The organism is Streptomyces sp. R44 (assembly GCF_041053105.1).
Lineage (GTDB): Bacteria > Actinomycetota > Actinomycetes > Streptomycetales > Streptomycetaceae > Streptomyces.
Map to the genome: position 1 here is coordinate 6,825,742 of NZ_CP163444.1, position 16,630 is coordinate 6,842,371.

Annotated in this window: 21 protein-coding genes; 16 read left to right on the plus strand and 5 right to left on the minus strand. The window is 72.8% G+C overall.

Annotated features, from left to right (window positions below; genetic code table 11):
- The first annotated feature begins 25 nt into the window (after nt 1-25).
- The 5 genes from AB5J54_RS31905 (at nt 26) to AB5J54_RS31925 (ending at nt 2,003) form a co-directional block, all read left to right on the plus strand.
- Complete coding sequence (locus tag AB5J54_RS31905; protein WP_030693005.1) at nt 26-223, plus strand: hypothetical protein; 198 nt, start codon at nt 26-28, stop codon at nt 221-223.
- 58 nt (nt 224-281) lie between these two features.
- The gene (locus tag AB5J54_RS31910) at nt 282-743 is read left to right on the plus strand and encodes an SHOCT domain-containing protein (RefSeq protein ID WP_369147373.1); all 462 of its coding nucleotides are present in this window, start codon (nt 282-284) and stop codon (nt 741-743) included.
- Nucleotides 744-771: 28 nt separating this feature from the next.
- Nucleotides 772-1,221 (plus strand): hypothetical protein, encoded by a 450-nt coding sequence (locus AB5J54_RS31915; RefSeq protein WP_369147374.1) that lies wholly within the window; start codon nt 772-774, stop codon nt 1,219-1,221.
- Nucleotides 1,218-1,664 (plus strand): amphi-Trp domain-containing protein, encoded by a 447-nt coding sequence (locus tag AB5J54_RS31920; protein WP_369147375.1) that lies wholly within the window; start codon nt 1,218-1,220, stop codon nt 1,662-1,664. The genes AB5J54_RS31915 and AB5J54_RS31920 overlap by 4 nt, the downstream gene beginning before the upstream one ends.
- 114 nt (nt 1,665-1,778) lie before the next feature.
- A complete protein-coding gene (locus tag AB5J54_RS31925) occupies nt 1,779-2,003 on the plus strand; it encodes a hypothetical protein (RefSeq protein WP_369147377.1) in 225 nt (74 codons plus the stop codon).
- Here AB5J54_RS31925 and AB5J54_RS31930 read toward each other — a convergent pair.
- Together AB5J54_RS31930 and AB5J54_RS31935 are read right to left on the minus strand one after the other, a co-directional pair.
- Complete coding sequence (locus tag AB5J54_RS31930) at nt 1,993-2,619, minus strand: response regulator transcription factor (protein WP_351188462.1); 627 nt, start codon at nt 2,617-2,619, stop codon at nt 1,993-1,995. The two genes, AB5J54_RS31925 and AB5J54_RS31930, sit on opposite strands and share 11 nt — an antisense overlap.
- A gap of 3 nt (nt 2,620-2,622) precedes the next feature.
- Nucleotides 2,623-3,801, minus strand: a complete 1,179-nt coding sequence (locus AB5J54_RS31935) for a sensor histidine kinase (RefSeq protein WP_369147378.1) — start codon at nt 3,799-3,801, stop codon at nt 2,623-2,625.
- Between the two features lie 112 nt (nt 3,802-3,913).
- Here AB5J54_RS31935 and AB5J54_RS31940 point away from each other — a divergent pair, with 112 nt between their 5' ends.
- Together AB5J54_RS31940 and AB5J54_RS31945 are read left to right on the plus strand one after the other, a co-directional pair.
- Entirely contained in the window at nt 3,914-4,990 is a 1,077-nt protein-coding gene (locus AB5J54_RS31940) for an ABC transporter permease (RefSeq protein WP_369147379.1), read from the plus strand.
- Nucleotides 4,987-5,670 carry an ABC transporter ATP-binding protein gene (locus AB5J54_RS31945; RefSeq protein WP_369147380.1) on the plus strand — a complete coding sequence of 228 codons (684 nt, stop codon included), beginning with the start codon at nt 4,987-4,989 and terminating at the stop codon, nt 5,668-5,670. The genes AB5J54_RS31940 and AB5J54_RS31945 overlap by 4 nt, the downstream gene beginning before the upstream one ends.
- A 139-nt stretch (nt 5,671-5,809) precedes the next feature.
- Here the strand turns inward: AB5J54_RS31945 and AB5J54_RS31950 are convergent, their stop codons facing one another.
- On the minus strand, nt 5,810-6,619 hold the full coding sequence (locus tag AB5J54_RS31950) for an IclR family transcriptional regulator (RefSeq protein WP_369147381.1): 810 nt from the start codon (nt 6,617-6,619) through the stop codon (nt 5,810-5,812).
- Nucleotides 6,620-6,947: 328 nt separating this feature from the next.
- On the opposite strand from AB5J54_RS31950, the gene allB reads away from it, so the two are divergent.
- Nucleotides 6,948-8,282, plus strand: coding sequence for an allantoinase AllB (gene allB, locus AB5J54_RS31955; protein WP_369147382.1), 1,335 nt, complete (start codon nt 6,948-6,950; stop codon nt 8,280-8,282).
- A gap of 1 nt (nt 8,283) precedes the next feature.
- Nucleotides 8,284-9,399, plus strand: coding sequence for an allantoicase (gene alc / locus AB5J54_RS31960; RefSeq protein ID WP_369147383.1), 1,116 nt, complete (start codon nt 8,284-8,286; stop codon nt 9,397-9,399).
- 104 nt (nt 9,400-9,503) lie between these two features.
- On the opposite strand, the gene AB5J54_RS31965 is transcribed toward alc, so the two are convergent.
- Complete coding sequence (locus tag AB5J54_RS31965) at nt 9,504-10,244, minus strand: SDR family NAD(P)-dependent oxidoreductase (RefSeq protein WP_369147384.1); 741 nt, start codon at nt 10,242-10,244, stop codon at nt 9,504-9,506.
- A 167-nt stretch (nt 10,245-10,411) separates the two neighbouring features.
- Between AB5J54_RS31965 and AB5J54_RS31970 the strand changes: the two genes are divergently transcribed.
- The 3 genes from AB5J54_RS31970 (at nt 10,412) to AB5J54_RS31980 (ending at nt 12,443) form a co-directional block, all read left to right on the plus strand.
- Entirely contained in the window at nt 10,412-11,020 is a 609-nt protein-coding gene (locus AB5J54_RS31970) for a dihydrofolate reductase family protein (protein ID WP_369147385.1), read from the plus strand.
- Nucleotides 11,021-11,136: 116 nt separating this feature from the next.
- Nucleotides 11,137-12,072, plus strand: a complete 936-nt coding sequence (locus AB5J54_RS31975; protein WP_369147386.1) for a DMT family transporter — start codon at nt 11,137-11,139, stop codon at nt 12,070-12,072.
- Between the two features lie 11 nt (nt 12,073-12,083).
- Nucleotides 12,084-12,443: a hypothetical protein gene (locus AB5J54_RS31980; RefSeq protein ID WP_369147387.1), complete on the plus strand. Its 360-nt coding sequence runs from the start codon at nt 12,084-12,086 to the stop codon at nt 12,441-12,443.
- An 11-nt stretch (nt 12,444-12,454) separates the two neighbouring features.
- Here AB5J54_RS31980 and AB5J54_RS31985 read toward each other — a convergent pair whose 3' ends face one another.
- Complete coding sequence (locus AB5J54_RS31985; protein ID WP_369147388.1) at nt 12,455-12,676, minus strand: hypothetical protein; 222 nt, start codon at nt 12,674-12,676, stop codon at nt 12,455-12,457.
- 146 nt (nt 12,677-12,822) lie between these two features.
- On the opposite strand from AB5J54_RS31985, the gene AB5J54_RS31990 reads away from it, so the two are divergent.
- The 4 genes from AB5J54_RS31990 to AB5J54_RS32005 all read left to right on the plus strand — a co-directional run bounded on the left by AB5J54_RS31990 (nt 12,823) and on the right by AB5J54_RS32005 (nt 16,570).
- The gene (locus AB5J54_RS31990; RefSeq protein WP_369147389.1) at nt 12,823-14,034 is read left to right on the plus strand and encodes a sensor histidine kinase; all 1,212 of its coding nucleotides are present in this window, start codon (nt 12,823-12,825) and stop codon (nt 14,032-14,034) included.
- 235 nt (nt 14,035-14,269) lie between these two features.
- Nucleotides 14,270-14,944, plus strand: a complete 675-nt coding sequence (locus AB5J54_RS31995) for a response regulator (RefSeq protein WP_369147390.1) — start codon at nt 14,270-14,272, stop codon at nt 14,942-14,944.
- 17 nt (nt 14,945-14,961) lie between these two features.
- A complete protein-coding gene (locus tag AB5J54_RS32000; RefSeq protein WP_369147391.1) occupies nt 14,962-16,140 on the plus strand; it encodes a cytochrome P450 in 1,179 nt (392 codons plus the stop codon).
- A gap of 4 nt (nt 16,141-16,144) precedes the next feature.
- On the plus strand, nt 16,145-16,570 hold the full coding sequence (locus tag AB5J54_RS32005) for a PaaI family thioesterase (protein ID WP_369147392.1): 426 nt from the start codon (nt 16,145-16,147) through the stop codon (nt 16,568-16,570).
- Nucleotides 16,571-16,630 lie beyond the last annotated feature (60 nt).

The following is a 16,630-nucleotide window of genomic DNA, read 5'->3' on the forward strand; positions in this document are numbered from 1 at the left end:
ACCCCCACCACGGGAGGGGCAGACCATGCAGTACGAGATCCGGATCGACGGACTCATGTCGGAGACGCTGATCGGATCCTTCCCCGAGCTGGAGCACGTGATGATCTCCGGCCAGACGGTGCTGTACGGCCCTCTCGTGGACGAGGCCCACCTCTACGGGCTGCTGGCCCGCTTCCAGTCCCTCGGACTGCACGTGGTGGAACTGCGGCGGCTGCCGGAATGACCGAGACGGACCCCGGCGGGAGCCCGGCGGGAGAAGGAACCGGAAACGGAGCGGAGACATGGACACACCGATGTACCTCGCCTACGACTATCCACTGCTGAGCATGTTCTGGACCATGCTCTGGTTCTTCCTGTGGATCCTGTGGTTCATCCTGCTCTTCCGGATCATCGGGGACATCTTCCGCGACGACGCCCTGGGCGGCTGGGGCAAGGCCGGCTGGATGGCGTTCGTCATCCTGCTGCCCTTCCTCGGCGTGCTCGTCTACGTGATCGCCCGCGGCAAGAGCATGGGCCGCCGGGAGATCGACCACGCCCGCGAGAAGCAGCAGGCCTTCGACGCCTACGTCCGCGAGACCGCCGGCGGCGGCGGTACGCCCAGCCGGGCCGAGGAACTCCACCGGCTCGCCGACCTCCGCACCCGCGGCGACATCAGCGAGGAGGAGTTCCAGCGCGCCAAGGCCCTCGTCCTGAACGACGACCGTCCGTCCACCCCCGCCGGCACCACCACGGCTCCTCAGTGAGACGGGCCGGGGAGAAGGAGAGACCGAGATGAACGCCACGCACACCGCTCACGCCTCGTCGGCGAAACACGCCTGGGCCGGGGGCCTGCGGTTCTTCGCCGCCGTCATGCTCTTCCTCGCGGGACTGTTCGGCATCTTCCGCGGGATCATGGCCATCGCCGAGGACGAGGTCTTCGTCACCACGCGCAACTACGTCTTCCAGTTCGACCTCACCGGTTGGGGCTGGGTCCATCTGGGCCTGGGCATCGTCGCCGTGCTGGTCAGCTTCGGACTCTTCGCGGCGGCAGCCTGGGCGCGGTACACCGGTGTCGGCATCGCCGCGCTCGTGATCATCGCCAACTTCCTGTCGCTGCCGTACTACCCGTGGTGGTCCGTCATCGTGATCGTGATGTCCGGGTTCATCATCTGGGCCCTGTGCGTCGACCGGGGTGAGGACGAGGCCGTCATCGGCCGTCCCACCGACGGGAGGCTGCCGTGAAGGACCTCAAGTTCGAGCAGAAGAGCTCCCTGACCCGTACCGAGGCCGCCGACCAGCTGGAGGCGCTCGCCGAGGCGCTCAGGGCGGGTGAGGAGGCCGAGGTCCCGCTGGGGGGCGGCGTACTCAGCCTGCGGGTCCCCGAGGAACTCCGCAGCGAGGTGGAGTTCGAGGTCGACGACGGCGAGATCGAGCTGGAGATCGAGCTGAAATGGCGGACCGGCCGCGGCTCACGCGACACGGCCGCCCCCGAGGGGAAGGCCGACGAGGCGGAGGCGCCGGAGCCGGCGCCCGAGCCCGAGCCCGAGCCGAAAACCAGGCCCGGACCGAAGAGGGCCGCGGCGAAGAAGGCCGGGGCCGGGAACGAGCCGCCCGCACCCCCCGCCCGGAGACGGAAGGCCACGTCACCCGCCAAGTCCAGGCGCACCGCCGCGAAGTCCGCGTGAGCCGGTTCCCGCTCGGGGGCGGGTTCTCGTTTCACCCACTTGACCTGGCTGCCGTGCCGGTGCGGCCGGCCACGAGTTGGGTGGGAACCCCGACCCCCGAGAACGGTATCTGCCATGTACGAGATGCACATCGCTCCCGACGACTCCAGCGGACTCCTGGTCTGGCACGTGATCGCCAAGCAGGCGGGCAACAGCCTCTGCGGTCAGGCCGTCGACCGTGACGCGGACGGGATGCGGACGGACCGGCACTGCCTGTCGTGCATGCGGTCCTTCCAGGAGCTGATGGCCGCGCGGGCCGACTCGGCGACCGAGGGCCGGCCCGACGGCCTCACCGTCTGATCAGCCGGCGGGCCGTCGCCGCCGCCACCGCCGCCGTGCGGGAGTCCACGCCCAGCTTCGCGAAGATGTGCACCAGGTGGGACTTCACCGTCGCCTGGCTCAGGAACAGCGCCTTGCTGATCTGCTGGTTCGACAGGCCCTCGCCCACCAGCTGCAGGACCTCCAGTTCCCGCTTGGTCAGCGCCTCCGCCGGCGTCCGCATCCGGTCCATCAGCCGGTGCGCCACCGCCGGCGCCAGGGCCGACTGACCGGCCGCCGCCGTCCGGACCGCCGCCGCCAGCTCCTCCGGCGGCGCGTCCTTCAGGAGGTAGCCGGACGCGCCCGCCTCCACCGCCGCCAGGATGTCGGCGTCCGTGTCGTACGTCGTCAGGACCAGCACCTTCGGTCCGCCCGGCGCCGCCGTGATCGCCGCCGTCGCCTCCGAGCCGTGCATCCCGGCGCCGAACTGCAGGTCCATCAGGACCACGTCCACGTCCCCGGCGGCGGCCAGCTCCACCGCCCGCTCGGCCGTGGCCGCCTCCGCGACCACGGCGAAGTCCGGCTCGGTGTCGAGGACCGCGCGCAGGCCCGCCCGTACCACCGGGTGGTCGTCGGCGAGGAGAAGTCGGATGGTCATGGTTCAGGCTCCAGCGGGAAGTGGGAGGGAGACGGCGACGGCGGTGCCCTGGTCCGGCGCCGACTCGACGGTGAACGTGCCGCCCAGCGACTCCGCCCGCGAGCGCATCGCCGGAAGCCCGAAGCCGCCGTCGGAGGACGGGCGCACGGAGGCGGGGTCGAAGCCCCGGCCGTCGTCGACCACGTCCAGGGTCACCGACGCGTCCATGAAGGAGAGCGTGATCTCGGCCCGCGAGGCCGCCGCGTGCCGCACCGTGTTCGCGAGCGCCGACTGCGCGATCCGCAGCAGCGCCACCTCGTACGGCGTCGGCAGCTCGGCCGGGGTCCCGCTCACCGAGAACCGGACCCGCGGCCCGGCCCCCGGCCCGTACGGACCGGCCTCGACCGGTTCGCACAGCCGCTCCAGCGCCGCCGCCAGCGAGCCGTGCTCCAGATCCGGCGGCGAGAGCGCCCGGACGAAGCGCCGCGCCTCGGCCAGATTGTCCTGCGCCGCCTCGCGCGCCCGCCCGATGTGGCCCGCCGCGGGGGAGTCCGGCGGGAGCACCCGCTCGGCCGCCCGCAGCAGCAGCTGGATCGAGGACAGGCCCTGCGCGAGCGTGTCGTGGATCTCCCGCGCGAGCCGCTCCCGCTCGGCGAGCGTCCCGGCGTGCCGCTCCGCCGCCGCCAGCTCCGCCCGCGTCTCGATCAGCTCCTCGATGAGCCGCCGCCGCCGCTCGCTCTCCCGGTACAGGGCCTGGTAGCCCAGGACCGTCGCCACCGCGACCGCCGCGCCGAGCAGCGGACCGATGAAGACCCCCGGATTCAGCGCGGCGCCGTGCCCCACGTACGAGAGGATCGCCGCGCCCGCCGTCAGCGCCACGGCCGCCAGCGACCAGCGGGTGGGCAGCAGGTGCAGCTGGAGGAAGTACAGGGGGAAGGCCAGCCAGAGCGCCTCCGGGGTGAGCCAGAGCAGCCCGAGCCAGGTCGCGCCGAGGACCGCCAGCCACACGGCGGCGGCCCGCCGCGAGCTCCGCACGGACGGCAGGTACGAGCCGGCCGCGTAGACCGCGCCCATGACCACCGCCGCCACCGTCCCGGCGGCCGAGTGCGCGCGCACCGCCGCCAGCACGAGCAGGCCCGCCATGAGGAGATGCAGGCAGAGGCGCAGGGCGCGGAGTGCGGGGGTGAGTGAGCGGGGATCCATGATCCCTCCAGCCTAGACACCGGGCGACAATCCGGACTCAACCGAAAGTTTGATTGCGGAGCCATCCGTGGCGCGATGCCCGCGGAGCCCCTCGCGGACCAGTCTGGTCAGCATGTTCGTGGCATGGAGAGACCTGAGATTCGCCAAGGGGCGTTTCACCCTCATGGGCACGGTGATCGTGCTGATCACCCTGCTCGTGGGGTTGCTGTCCGGGCTGACCGCCGGACTCGCGCGAGAGAACATCTCCGCGATCACCGGCCTGCCCGCCGACCGGCTGGCCTTCGCGGCGCCGCCGTCCGGGCAGTCCGTCTCCTTCACCAATTCGACGGTGACGGAGGAGCAGTGGCGCGGGTGGGCGGAGCGGCCCGGGGTGACGGAGGCCGATCCGCTCGGCATCCGGACCCTCAACGCCGCCGCCGGTGACCGCACCGCCGCCGTCTCCGCCTTCGGTACGGAGCCGGGCGCGGGGCTCGCCCCCGGGACCGTGGGCGCGGGGAAGGCGGTCCTGTCCGAGTCGGCGGCGGAGGAGCTGGCCGTGCGCGCCGGCGACACCGTCCGCCTCGGCCCGCTGGAGGTCACCGTCTCCGCGGTCTCCGGCGACGCCTCGTACAGCCACACGCCCGTGGTGTGGACCTCCCTCGACGACTGGCAGAAGCTCGGCCACAGCGGCACCACCGCGCAGGAACAGGCCACCGTCATCGCGCTGAGCGGCGACGGCGTCGACTGGGCGGCCGGCGACAAGGCCGCCGGCACCGAGGCGCGCACCCTCGACGGCGCCCTCACCGCCATAGGGTCCTACCAGGCCGAGAACGGCTCGCTGCAGCTGATGCGCGGGTTCCTCTTCGCCATCTCCGCGCTCGTCATAGGAGCCTTCTTCACCGTCTGGACCATCCAGCGCAGCGGTGACGTCGCCGTCCTCAAGGCGCTCGGCGCCTCCACCCCGTACCTCCTCAAGGACGCCCTCGGGCAGGCCGTCCTCATGCTCACCGCCGGCACCTTGCTCGGCACCGCGCTCGCGGTCGGCATCGGCGCCCTCGTCAGCGGCGGGAACGTGCCCTTCGTCCTGGAACCGCTGACCGTCCTCGGACCGGCGGCCGTGATCGTCGTCCTCGGTGTCCTCGGCGCCGCCCTGTCCATCCGGCGGATCACCGCCGTCGACCCCCTCACCGCCCTCGGGAGCGCCCGATGAGCCTCGTCCTCGACGCCGTCACCCTCACCTACCCCGACGGCGACGGCCGGCTCACCGCCCTCGACGCCGTCTCCCTCACCGTCCCCGCCGGTACGCTCACGGCCGTCGTCGGCCCGTCCGGCTCCGGAAAGTCCAGCCTCCTCGCGGTCGCCGCGACCCTGGTGACCCCGGACGAGGGGCGGGTCGTCGTCGCCGGCACGGACACCGGGCCGCTGACGGCCGCCGCCAAGGCGGAGCTGCGCCGCGAGCACATCGGGATCGTCTTCCAGCAGCCGAACCTGCTGCCCTCGCTGAGCGCGGTGGAGCAGCTCCAGGTGATGGCCCACCTGTCGAAGCGCGCGCCCAAGGCGGTACGCGGCCGGGCCCTGGACCTGCTCGACGCGGTGGGCCTCGCGGACCAGGCGCACCGGCGGCCGCACCAGCTGTCGGGCGGTCAGCGGCAGCGGGTGAACATCGCGCGGGCGCTGATGAACGAGCCGTCCGTGCTCCTGGTCGACGAGCCGACGAGCGCCCTGGACCACGAGCGGGGGGCGGCGGTGATGGACCTCCTGGCCACGCTGACGGCGGAGCGGGGGACGGCGACGGTCCTGGTCACCCACGACCGCACGCACCTGGCACGTACGGACCACACGGTGACGGTCCAGGACGGGCGTCTGACGGAGTCGCCGGTACGGGCCTGAGCCACCGGGTCGGCGGGACCGGCGGGTTCGGGCCCGCAGGCCCGCGGGGGAGGCGGAGGGCCTCCTGCGCGCCGCACGGGCGGCGGACTTCCTGCGTGCCGCACGGGCGGCGCGCAGGATCACACCGTCGACGCCGGTCTCAGCCCTGGTTGTTGCCGGAGGTGTTCGCCAGGGCCGCCGACAGTTCGCGGGCCACTTCCTGGAGGATCGGGACGATCTTCTCGGTGGCCGCCTCGGTGACCCGGCCCGCCGGGCCCGAGATGGAGATGGCCGCCGCGGTGGGGGAGTCCGGCACGGAGACCGCGAGGCAGCGGACTCCTATCTCCTGCTCGTTGTCGTCGACCGCGTATCCCGTCTCGCGGACCGCGACGAGCGCGTCGAGGAAGCCGTCCGGGGTGGTGATGGTCTTCTCGGTCGCGGCCGGCATGCCGGTGCGGGCGAGCAGCGCCCGTACCTCCTCCGCCGGGGTGTGCGCGAGGAGCGCCTTGCCGACGCCGGTCGAGTGCGGCAGGACCCGGCGGCCGACCTCGGTGAACATGCGCATCGAGTGCTTCGAGGGCACCTGTGCGACGTACACGATCTCGTCGCCGTCGAGCAGCGCCATGTTCGCGGTCTCGCCGGTCTCCTCGACGAGCCGCGCCAGGTAGGGGCGGGCCCAGGTGCCGAGGAGGCGGGAGGCGGACTCGCCGAGCCGGATGAGCCGGGGGCCGAGCGCGTACCGGCGGTTGGGCTGCTGGCGGACGTAGCCGCAGGCCACGAGGGTGCGCATGAGCCGGTGGATGGTGGGGAGCGGGAGTCCGCTGCTGGCGGAGAGCTCGCTCAGCCCGACCTCGCCCCCGGCATCGGCCATCCGCTCCAGGAGGTCGAAGGCGCGCTCAAGGGACTGGACGCCCCCGCTCGCGGCGGCGGGCTTGGCGGCGTCGGTGGTGCTGGCGCTGGACGTCGGCACGTCAACGGTCCTTTCGGGGCAGGCGGGCAAGGCAGCAGCCTACCGGGCCGCCGACCGGGGCACACGGTCCCGGTCCCGGCGTCAGCGCCGGTCAGGGGGTGTTTGTCCGGTGTCGGCGAGGGCCCGGAGCCGTCGGGGTCCGGCCCGCATGTGCGGAGCTACGTTCTACTGTACGGAATTCTCATTCCACTTTGTGGAAACCTCTGAGTCGGGTTCGCCGACGGCCGATGCTGGAAGTGTGCCCTTGACGACCCGTCGCCCGGAAGTGAAGACTCCTTTTCAACAGTTCGTTGAAGTTTCCGTTGAAGTGCTGGAAGAAGGGGTACGGGTGGACGTCAACCTGGTCCTGCGTTCGACACGCGTCATCACCCCGGAGGGGACGCGGCCGGCGTCGATCGCCGTCTCCGGAGGGACGATCGCGGCCGTTCTGCCGTACGACGCCGAGGTGCCCGCGGGCGCCCGCCTGGAGGACGTCGGCGACGACGTGATCCTGCCCGGACTGGTCGACACCCACGTGCACGTGAACGACCCGGGCCGCACCGAGTGGGAGGGCTTCTGGACCGCCACCCGCGCGGCCGCGGCCGGTGGCATCACGACCCTGCTCGACATGCCGCTCAACTCGCTGCCGCCGACCACGACGGTGGAGAACCTGCGGGTCAAGCAGGAGGTCGCCCGCGCCAAGGCGCACATCGACGTCGGTTTCTGGGGCGGCGCGCTGCCGGACAACGTCAAGGACCTGCGTCCGCTGCACGACGCCGGCGTCTACGGCTTCAAGTGCTTCCTGTCGCCGTCCGGGGTGGAGGAGTTCCCGGAGCTGGACCAGGAGCAGCTGGCGAACTCGCTGGCGGAGATCGCCGGTTTCGACGGGCTGATGATCGTGCACGCCGAGGACCCGCACCACCTGGCGGCCGCGCCGCAGCGGTCGGGCGGCGCGTACGCCGACTTCCTGGCCTCGCGTCCGAGGGACGCGGAGAACACGGCGATCGAGAACCTGATCAACCAGGCCCGCCGGCTGGGTGCCCGGGTCCATGTGCTGCACCTGTCGTCCTCGGACGCGCTGCCGGCCCTGGCCGCCGCGAAGGCCGAGGGTGTGAAGATCACGGTGGAGTCGTGTCCGCACTTCCTGACGCTGACCGCGGAGGAGATCCCGGACGGGGCGACGGAGTTCAAGTGCTGCCCGCCGATCCGGGAGGCGTCGAACCAGGACGCGCTGTGGCAGGGGCTCGCGGACGGCACGATCGACTGCATCGTCTCCGACCACTCGCCGTCCACCGCCGACCTGAAGACGCCGGACTTCGCCTCCGCCTGGGGCGGCATCTCCTCCCTCCAGCTCGGCCTGCCGGCGATCTGGACCGAGGCCCGGCGCCGCGGTCACTCGCTGGAGGACGTGGTGCGCTGGATGTCGGCGGGCCCGGCCCGGCTCGCGGGCCTGTCGCGCAAGGGCGCGATCGAGGCCGGCCGTGACGCCGACTTCGCGGTCCTGGCCCCCGACGCGACGTTCACGGTCGACCCGGCCGACCTGGAGCACCGCAACCGGATCACCGCCTACGCGGGCAAGACCCTCCACGGCGTCGTCACCTCCACCTGGCTGCGTGGTGAGCGGATCGCCGACCACGGCACCCTCACCGAACCCTCCGGCCGCCTCCTCGAAAGGAACAACTGACGTGTCGTCCATACCCAGCTTCACCGGTGACGCCAGCCCCTACGGCGGCGGCGACCCGTACGCTGACTACCGGACGGCCGACTTCCCCTTCACCCAGTACGCGGACCTCGCGGACCGCCGTCTGGGCGCGGGCGTCATCGCGGCCAACGACGAGTTCTTCGCCGAGCGCGAGAACCTGCTGAAGCCCGAGGCCGCCGAGTTCGACCCCGAGCACTTCGGCCACAAGGGCAAGATCATGGACGGCTGGGAGACCCGCCGCCGCCGTGGCATCTCCGCCCAGCAGCCGCACCCCACCGAGGACGACCACGACTGGGCCCTCGTACGCCTCGGCGCCCCCGGCGTCGTCCGCGGCATCGTCGTCGACACCGCCCACTTCCGCGGCAACTACCCGCAGGCCGTCTCCGTCGAGGCCGCCTCCGTGGCCGGCTCGCCCTCGCCCGAGGAGCTCCTCGCCGACGACGTGAAGTGGACGACGCTCGTCCCGCGCACCGCGGTCGGCGGCCACGCCGCCAACGGCTTCGCCGTCGACGTCGAGCAGCGCTTCACGCACCTGCGCGTCAACCAGCACCCGGACGGCGGCATCGCCCGCCTCCGCGTCTACGGCGAGGTCGCCCCCGACCCGGCGTGGCTCGGCGTCCTCGGCACCTTCGACCTCGCCGCCCTGGAGAACGGCGGTCAGGTCGAGGACGCCTCGGACCGCTTCTACTCCCCGGCCACCAACACCATCCAGCCGGGCCGCTCCCGCAAGATGGACGACGGCTGGGAGACCCGCCGCCGCCGTGACAAGGGCAACGACTGGATCCGCTACGGCCTCGTCGCCGAGTCCGAGATCCGCGCCGTCGAGATCGACACCGCCTACCTCAAGGGCAACAGCGCCGGCTGGGCCGCCCTCTCCGTCGCGGCCGAGGGCTCGGAGGAGTGGACCGAGATCCTGCCGCGGACCCGCCTCCAGCCCGACACCAACCACCGGTTCGTGCTCGACACCCCGGCGGTCGGCTCCCGCGTCCGGATCGACATCTACCCGGACGGCGGCATCTCCCGCCTCCGCCTCTTCGGCTCCCTCACGGAGGCCGGTACGGCGCGGCTGACCGCCCGCCACCAGGAGCTCGGCGGCTAGCCGACTCCTCCACCGACTGGGCGGGCACGACACCCCGCCCGGCCCGCGAGGGCGCACCGACCCGACAGCACCGGTGCGCCCTCGCGTAACCCCTTCCCCGGCGTCTACGCTGCGTGGCCGCCGTCCACCGAGAACTCCGCGCCCGTCACGTACCGCCCGCCCGGTCCCGCGAGGAAGGCGACCATCGCCGCCACCTCGTCCGGGGTGCCGAAGCGGCCGAGCGCCGTCATCGACGCCTGCCCCTCCGCGTACGGCCCGTCCGCCGGGTTCATGTCGGTGTCGACGGGACCCGGATGGACGATGTTCGCCGTGATGCCGCGCCCGCCCAGCTCCCGCGCGAGCGCCTTCGTCAGGCCGATCAGCGCCGCCTTGCTCATCGTGTAGAGGGTCCCGCCGGGGCCCGGCACCCGCTGCGTCATGCAGGTGCCGATCGTCACGATCCGCCCGCCCTCTGAGAACCGTGCCGCGGCCGCCTGCGAGGCGAGGAACGCCGCCCGCACATTCACGTCCAGGACCCGGTCCACGTCCGCGAGGGACAGCGACTCCAGCGGGCCGAGGACGCCGGCGCCGACGTTGTTCACCAGGACGTCGAGGCGTCCGAGGGCGTCCGCCGCCCACTCCACCGCACCCGCCGCGTCCCCGGCGTCGGCCGCGTCGGCCCGCAGGGGCAGCGCCTTGCGGCCGGCCGCCTCGATCCGCGCCGCGACCTCCTTCGCCCGCGCCTCGTCCTGGACGTAGGTGAAGGCCACATCGGCGCCCTCCTGGGCCAGCCGCACCGCGGTCGCCGCGCCGATCCCCCGGCTGCCACCCGTCACCAGGACCGCCGTGCCGTTCATCGTGGACATCCCGAAACCTCCGTGAGTAACGCCAACTGGTTGCGGGTTCAATGAAACTCGGCGGGGCGCCCGGGCGCTGGCGGGAATCGGACCCCGACGCACCGATGAGTTCCGCCCGGCGGCGCGGTCAGGGCTTCCGAGACACGATGGTCCGGAGAACAGAAAGGGCATCCACCATGGCCACCCTCAGCCTCACCCAGTTCCTCACCCTCGACGGCGTCATCCAGGCCCCCGGAGGGCCCGAGGAGGACCCCGGCGGCGGCTTCGAGCACGGCGGCTGGTCCGTGCCGTTCGGCGACGAGGACTTCGGTCGGCGCATCACCGAGATCTTCGCCCGGCCGACCGCCTTCCTCCTCGGCCGTCGCACCTACGACATCTTCTCGGGCTACTGGCCCAAGCACGACGACCCCGCCGACCCCGTCGCCTCCAAGCTCAACCACCTCCCCAAGTACGTCGCCACGACCACCCTCACCTCCGCCGACTGGGAGAACACCACCCTTCTCCGCGGTGACGTCGTCGAGGAGGTCGCCGCCCTCAAGGACCGCCTCGACGGCGAGATCCAGATGCACGGCAGCGCCGGCCTCGCCCGCACCCTCCTCGACCACGACCTCATCGACACCCTCCATCTGCACGTCTTCCCCGTGGTCCTGGGCATCGGCCGTCGCCTCTTCACCGACGGGGTCCGCCCCACCGCCTTCCGCCTCACCGACGCGCGCACCACGGGCACGGGCGTCGCCCTCCACACGTACGACCGGGTCGGGCGCCCCACCTACGGCAGCTACTGAGCCGGCCGCAGAAGGAAAGGTGTAGCCGCCACGGGCCTCGCCGGGTACGGTGATCGCTCCGAGTGCGAGCCGTCGAAGTCTCCACCCCGCCTCAAGAGTTGGAGAACCGGCCCGCGATGTCAGCCTCGCCGTCGATCGCCGCACCCCTGTCCCTCGGCGCCCCCCGCCGCGCCTGGCTCACCGACCTGCCCGTCCTGCTCGTCGCCGTCGTCTGGGGCGCCAGCTACCTCGCGGCCAAGGGCATCACCACCGGCCACACCGTCATCGCGGTCCTCGTGCTGCGGTTCGCCGTCGTGCTGCCCGTCCTCGTCACCGCGGGGTGGCGCAGGCTCCGGGCCCTGAACGCGGCCCAGTGGCGGGGCGCCGCGACCCTCGGGCTGATCCTCAGCGGGATCTTCCTCCTGGAGACGTACGGAGTCGTCCACACCTCCGCCACCAACGCGGGCCTGATCATCAGCCTCACCATGATCTTCACCCCGCTCGCCGAGGCCGCCGTCACCCGGGTCGTCCCCTCCCGCGCCTTCCTGGCCGCCGCCGCGCTCTCCGTCGCCGGTGTCGTCCTGCTGACCCAGGGCGGCGGGTTCACCGCCCCCTCCCTCGGCGATCTGCTCATGCTGCTCGCCGCCCTCGCCCGTACCGTCCACGTCCTGGCCATGTCCCGGATCAAGGCGGTCCGCTCGGCCGACTCGCTCTCCCTCACCACCGTCCAGCTCGGCTCCGCCGTCGCCGTGTTCGCCGTCATCGCCGCCCTCCCCGGCACCGGCGCCTCTCCCTGGGCCGTGGCCCTCGACTTCGGCCCGCGCGAGTGGGCCGGGCTCCTCTTCCTCTCCGTCTTCTGCACGCTCTTCGCCTTCTTCGTCCAGATGTGGGCCGTCCGCCGCACCTCGCCGTCCAGGGTGAGCCTCCTCCTCGGCACGGAACCGCTCTGGGCCGCCGCCGCGGGCATCGCCCTCGCCGGCGACCGCCCCGGCGTGCTCGGCCTCGCGGGCGCGATCCTCGTTCTGGCGGGGACCAGTTGGGGCCGCCGCGCCGCGGACCAGGACGCCCGGTAGGTTCTTGGCCCATGCGTTCACTGCCGTACGACATAGACTTCCGCGCCCGGGCCCGCCGCACCCAGGCCTGGGGACTCGGACTCCTCGCCGTGGCCGTGCTCCTGTGGATCTGGCTCGCGGTCCTCCTCTTCACGCCCTACCAGAGCGGTGAGTACAGCAGGGAGTGCACCTCCCGGTTCACCAGCGAGTACCTCCACGACAACGACAGCCGCTGCGTCGAGGAGCGCGACTGGCCCGAACTCCTCGCCGTCCTCGGCGCGTCCGTGCCCGTCGCCGTCATCGGCGGCGTCCTCTACACCAGCGGCTCCGTGTCCCACCGCATGGCCGAGCACCTGGCCGAGGTCACCCGGCTCAACGAGGCGGGCGCCTGACGTCGCCGGTCTCAGTCCTTCGCTATGCGGCTCGCCCCCATCGCGAGAGCCAGACCGAGGACCGCGACCACGATGTTCGCGAACAGCTCCCGGCCCTCCAGGAACCACACGTTCTCCGTGAGGAACCGGGTCAGACCCATGAAGTGGAACCAGCCGTCGGTCATCTCGCGGATCACCCCTGCCACGCCGGCCACGAGCAGGAGCATCCCGAGGCCCTCAAGAAACTTCTTCATGACCCGATCATGGAGGGGAGGGCCGGCCTGCCGCGTCCGCCGCTCGTCTACGACGGCCGATACCAAAGTATCGACCTGAGCGACTCCGGTATCCCGATGGCCCGCACACCCGGTGCACCGCCCCCGGCCTGCGTACATTTGCGGACATGACTCGCACGGACCGGCAGCGCTGGCTGCTCCCCTCCCACCTGGTCGAACCGGGCGGGCGCGGGGCCGCCCGGCCCCGCCGTACCGTCCGCGACTGGATCGTGGACACCTCGCTGTTCCTGCTCGCGGCCCTCGTCGGCCTCCTCGCCGCCGACACCAGCGCGCAGTACACCAGCGAGACCGTCACCCTCCTCGACCAGCTGGCCGGCGCCGCCGCCTGCTGCGCCCTGTGGACGCGCCGCCGCTGGCCGGTCGGACTCGCGGTCGCCCTGTCCGTGACGAACATCGTCGCCCCCGTCGCCGCGGGCGCCCTCCTCGCGAGCCTGTTCAGCGTCGCCGTGCGCCGGCCGTTCCGCGAGGTCGGCTGGATCGTGGCGCTCGCCGTCGCCACCTCCACCGCCCAGGTCTTCGTCCGCCCCGACCCCACCACCCACGTCGGTCTTTCCATCGCCCTCGGCTTCGTCCTCATCCTGCTCGTCACCGCCTGGGGCATGCTCGTCCGCTCCCGGCGCCAGCTCGTCGAAGCCCTCAGGGAACGGGCCCGCCGCGCCGAGGCCGAGGCCGAGCTGCGCGCCGCCCAGGCCCAGCGGCTCGCCCGCGAGGCCATCGCCCGCGAGATGCACGACGTCCTCGCCCACCGCCTCACCCTGCTCAGCGTGCACGCCGGAGCCCTGGAGTTCCGGCCGGACGCCCCGCCCGAGCAGATCGCCCGCGCCGCCGGAGTCATCCGCGACAGCGCCCACGAAGCCCTCCAGGACCTCCGCGAGATCATCGGCGTCCTGCGCGCGCCCGGCGAGAACGGCGACGGCGACCGGCCGCAGCCCACCCTCGCCACCCTCGACTCGCTGGTCGAGGAGTCCCGCGAGGCCGGTACGGAGGTCGTCCTCGACAGCACCGTCGACGATCCGGCCGCCGTGCCCGCCGCCACCGGCCGTACCGTCTACCGCATCGCGCAGGAGGGCCTCACCAACGCCCGCAAGCACGCCCCCGGCACGAAGGTCACGGTCACCGTCCGGGGCCGCCCCGGCGAAGGCCTCACCGTCGACGTCCACAACCCGGCCCCCGCGGGCCCGGTCCCGCACGTCCCCGGCTCCGGCCAGGGCCTCATCGGCCTCACCGAACGCGCCGCCCTCGCCGGCGGCCGGATGGAACACGGCCCGTCCCCCGACGGCGGCTTCGCCCTGCACGCCTGGCTGCCGTGGCCGGCCTGACCTTCCCGCCCGATCCCGGCGCACACGGGCCCCTTGCGGCGAGCATCAACCCCCGCCCGATCCCGCCGTACGCGTGCCCACCCCGGCCGGGGGCGACCTTCCGGCCCGTCCCGCTGTACGCGTGCCCACCCCGGCCGGGCGCGACCTTCCGGCCCGTCCCGCTGTACGCGTGCCCACCCCGGCCGGGCGCGACCTTCCGCCCGATCCCGCCGTACCCGCGGCTACCGTGGCCCCCATGACCATCCGGCTGATCATCGTCGACGACGACCCCCTGGTCCGCGCGGGCCTCACCCTCATGCTCGGCGGTGCCGACGACCTCGAGATCGTCGGCGAGGGCGCCGACGGCCGCGAAGTCCCCGAACTCGTCGCCCGGCACGCCCCGGACGTCGTCCTCATGGACATCCGCATGCCCCACGTCGACGGCCTCACCGCCACCGAACGCCTCCGCGCCCTCCCCGGCGCCCCCGAGGTCGTCGTCCTCACCACCTTCCACGCCGACGAACAGGTGCTGCGCGCCCTGCGGGCCGGCGCCGCCGGGTTCGTCCTCAAGGACACCCCGCCCGCCGAGATCGTCGCCGCCGTCCGCCGGGTCGCCGCCGGCGACCCCGTCCTCTCGCCGGCCGTCACCCGCCAGCTCATGACCCACGTCGTGGAGCGGCCGGAACAGCCGCCCAGGCGCGCCACGGCCGCCGCCCGGCTCACCGAACTCGCCGACCGCGAGCGGGAGGTGGCCGTCGCCGTCGGACACGGCCGGTCCAACGCCGAGATCGCCACCGAGCTCTACATGAGCGTCCCCACGGTCAAGGCCCACGTCTCCCGGATCCTCGCCAAACTCGACCTCAACAACCGTGTCCAGATCGCGCTGCTCGTCCATGACGCGGGCCTCATCGACGCGGACGAGAACGACTAGTCGGATAGTCTGCTTCGATGTCCGTCATCGAACTGGGGGAGTACGGCGCGGACTTCACCGCGGATCCGTACCCCTACTACGCGAAGTTCCGTGAAGCAGGCCCCGTCCACGAGGTACGGATGCCCGACGGCTTCCAGTTCTGGCTGGTCGTCGGCCATGAGGAAGGGCGCGCGGCGCTCACCGATCCCCGGCTCGCCAAGTCCCCGTCGGTCATCGGCGTCCGACCGCCGGAGGAGGACATCATCGGCGTCCACCTCCTCTCCGCTGACGCCCCCGACCACACCCGGCTGCGCCGCCTCGTCACGGCGGAGTTCACCGGCCGCCGCGTCGAGAACCTGCGCCCCCGCATCGAGCGGCTCACCCACGAACTCGCCGACGCCATGGAACCGGCCGGACGCGCCGACCTCGTCGACGCCTACGCGTTCCCGCTGCCGATCACCGTCATCTGCGAGCTCCTCGGCGTCCCCGCCGAGGACCGCGACACCTTCCGCGGCTGGTCGAACGAGCTCGTCACCCCGACCGGCGAGCGCGGCATCCTCGACGCCCTGGAGGGCTTCGGCGGCTACCTCGACGGCCTCATCGAGGACAAGCGGGCCGCAGGACCCGCCGACGACCTGCTCTCCGGACTGATCTCCGCCCGCGCCGAGGACGGCGACCGGCTCTCCGGGCCCGAACTCCGCGCCATGGCCTACCTGCTGCTCATCGCCGGCCACGAGACCACCGTCAACCTGATCGCCAACACCGTCCGCAACCTGCTCACCCACCCCGAGCAGCTCGCCGCCCTGCGCGCGGACCCGGACCTCCTCGACGGGGCGATCGAGGAGTCCCTGCGGTACGACGGTCCGGTGGAGACCGGCACCTTCCGCTTCACCCGGGAGCCCGTCGCCATCGGCGACACCGTCATCCCGGCCGGACAGAGCGTCCTCGTGGGCATCGGGGCGCTCGACCGGGACCCGGCCCGCTTCCCCGAGCCCGACCGCTTCGACATCCGCCGCGACACCAGGGGCCACCTCGCCTTCGGTCACGGCATCCACTACTGCCTGGGCGCCCCGCTCGCCCGGCTGGAGGGCAGGATCGCGCTCCGGACGCTCCTGGACCGCTTCCCCCGGCTGGAACTCGACGCGGAGGCCGGTTCGTTGGAATGGCTGCCCGGCATGCTCCTGCGCGGGACCCGTCGTCTTCCCGTCCGGTGGTGACCCCTTGAGCGACCAGCCCTCCGCCCTCGACCTCGACCTCGCCCGGAAGGTCCTGGACGCACAGCCGTTCAGCCGGCTCGTCGGTGCCCGCCTCACCGAGTTCGGCGCGGGCCGTGCGGTCCTGGAGGTGGACCACCGCGACGAGCTGAGACAGCAGAACGGCTTCCTGCACGGAGGCGTGCTCTCGTACGCGGCCGACAACGCGATCACGTTCGCGGCGGGCGCCGAGCTCGGCGCGGCCGTGCTGACGGCCGGGTTCTCCATCCAGTACGTCCGGCCCGCGACGGGCGGCGTGCTGCGCGCCCGGGCGGAGGTGGTCCACGCCGGGCGACGGCAGGCCGTGGTGCGCTGCGACCTGTCGACCGTCGACGAGCAGGGCGCCGAGACGCTGTGCGCGGTCGCCCAGGGCACGGTGCTGTCCGCCGGCTGAACCGTCCCCGTCGCCCACCGCTCCCGGAGCGAGCCCTGGACCGGAGCCGGAGTGAGCCCT

What these genes read in the sequence shown, in the direction of transcription:
- AB5J54_RS31940 (WP_369147379.1), top strand. Translation starts at nt 3,914, where the DNA reads ATGTTCGTGGCATGGAGAGACCTGAGATTCGCCAAGGGGCGTTTCACC.
- AB5J54_RS31945 (WP_369147380.1), top strand. Translation starts at nt 4,987, where the DNA reads ATGAGCCTCGTCCTCGACGCCGTCACCCTCACCTACCCCGACGGCGAC.
- AB5J54_RS31965 (WP_369147384.1), bottom strand. Translation starts at nt 10,244, where the DNA reads ATGTCCACGATGAACGGCACGGCGGTCCTGGTGACGGGTGGCAGCCGG.
- AB5J54_RS31985 (WP_369147388.1), bottom strand. Translation starts at nt 12,676, where the DNA reads ATGAAGAAGTTTCTTGAGGGCCTCGGGATGCTCCTGCTCGTGGCCGGC.
- AB5J54_RS31930 (WP_351188462.1), bottom strand. Translation starts at nt 2,619, where the DNA reads ATGACCATCCGACTTCTCCTCGCCGACGACCACCCGGTGGTACGGGCG.
- AB5J54_RS32000 (WP_369147391.1), top strand. Translation starts at nt 14,962, where the DNA reads ATGTCCGTCATCGAACTGGGGGAGTACGGCGCGGACTTCACCGCGGAT.
- AB5J54_RS31990 (WP_369147389.1), top strand. Translation starts at nt 12,823, where the DNA reads ATGACTCGCACGGACCGGCAGCGCTGGCTGCTCCCCTCCCACCTGGTC.
- AB5J54_RS31925 (WP_369147377.1), top strand. Translation starts at nt 1,779, where the DNA reads ATGTACGAGATGCACATCGCTCCCGACGACTCCAGCGGACTCCTGGTC.
- AB5J54_RS31905 (WP_030693005.1), top strand. Translation starts at nt 26, where the DNA reads ATGCAGTACGAGATCCGGATCGACGGACTCATGTCGGAGACGCTGATC.
- AB5J54_RS31995 (WP_369147390.1), top strand. Translation starts at nt 14,270, where the DNA reads ATGACCATCCGGCTGATCATCGTCGACGACGACCCCCTGGTCCGCGCG.
- AB5J54_RS31910 (WP_369147373.1), top strand. Translation starts at nt 282, where the DNA reads ATGGACACACCGATGTACCTCGCCTACGACTATCCACTGCTGAGCATG.
- AB5J54_RS31970 (WP_369147385.1), top strand. Translation starts at nt 10,412, where the DNA reads ATGGCCACCCTCAGCCTCACCCAGTTCCTCACCCTCGACGGCGTCATC.
- AB5J54_RS31935 (WP_369147378.1), bottom strand. Translation starts at nt 3,801, where the DNA reads ATGGATCCCCGCTCACTCACCCCCGCACTCCGCGCCCTGCGCCTCTGC.
- AB5J54_RS31980 (WP_369147387.1), top strand. Translation starts at nt 12,084, where the DNA reads ATGCGTTCACTGCCGTACGACATAGACTTCCGCGCCCGGGCCCGCCGC.
- AB5J54_RS31915 (WP_369147374.1), top strand. Translation starts at nt 772, where the DNA reads ATGAACGCCACGCACACCGCTCACGCCTCGTCGGCGAAACACGCCTGG.
- AB5J54_RS31975 (WP_369147386.1), top strand. Translation starts at nt 11,137, where the DNA reads ATGTCAGCCTCGCCGTCGATCGCCGCACCCCTGTCCCTCGGCGCCCCC.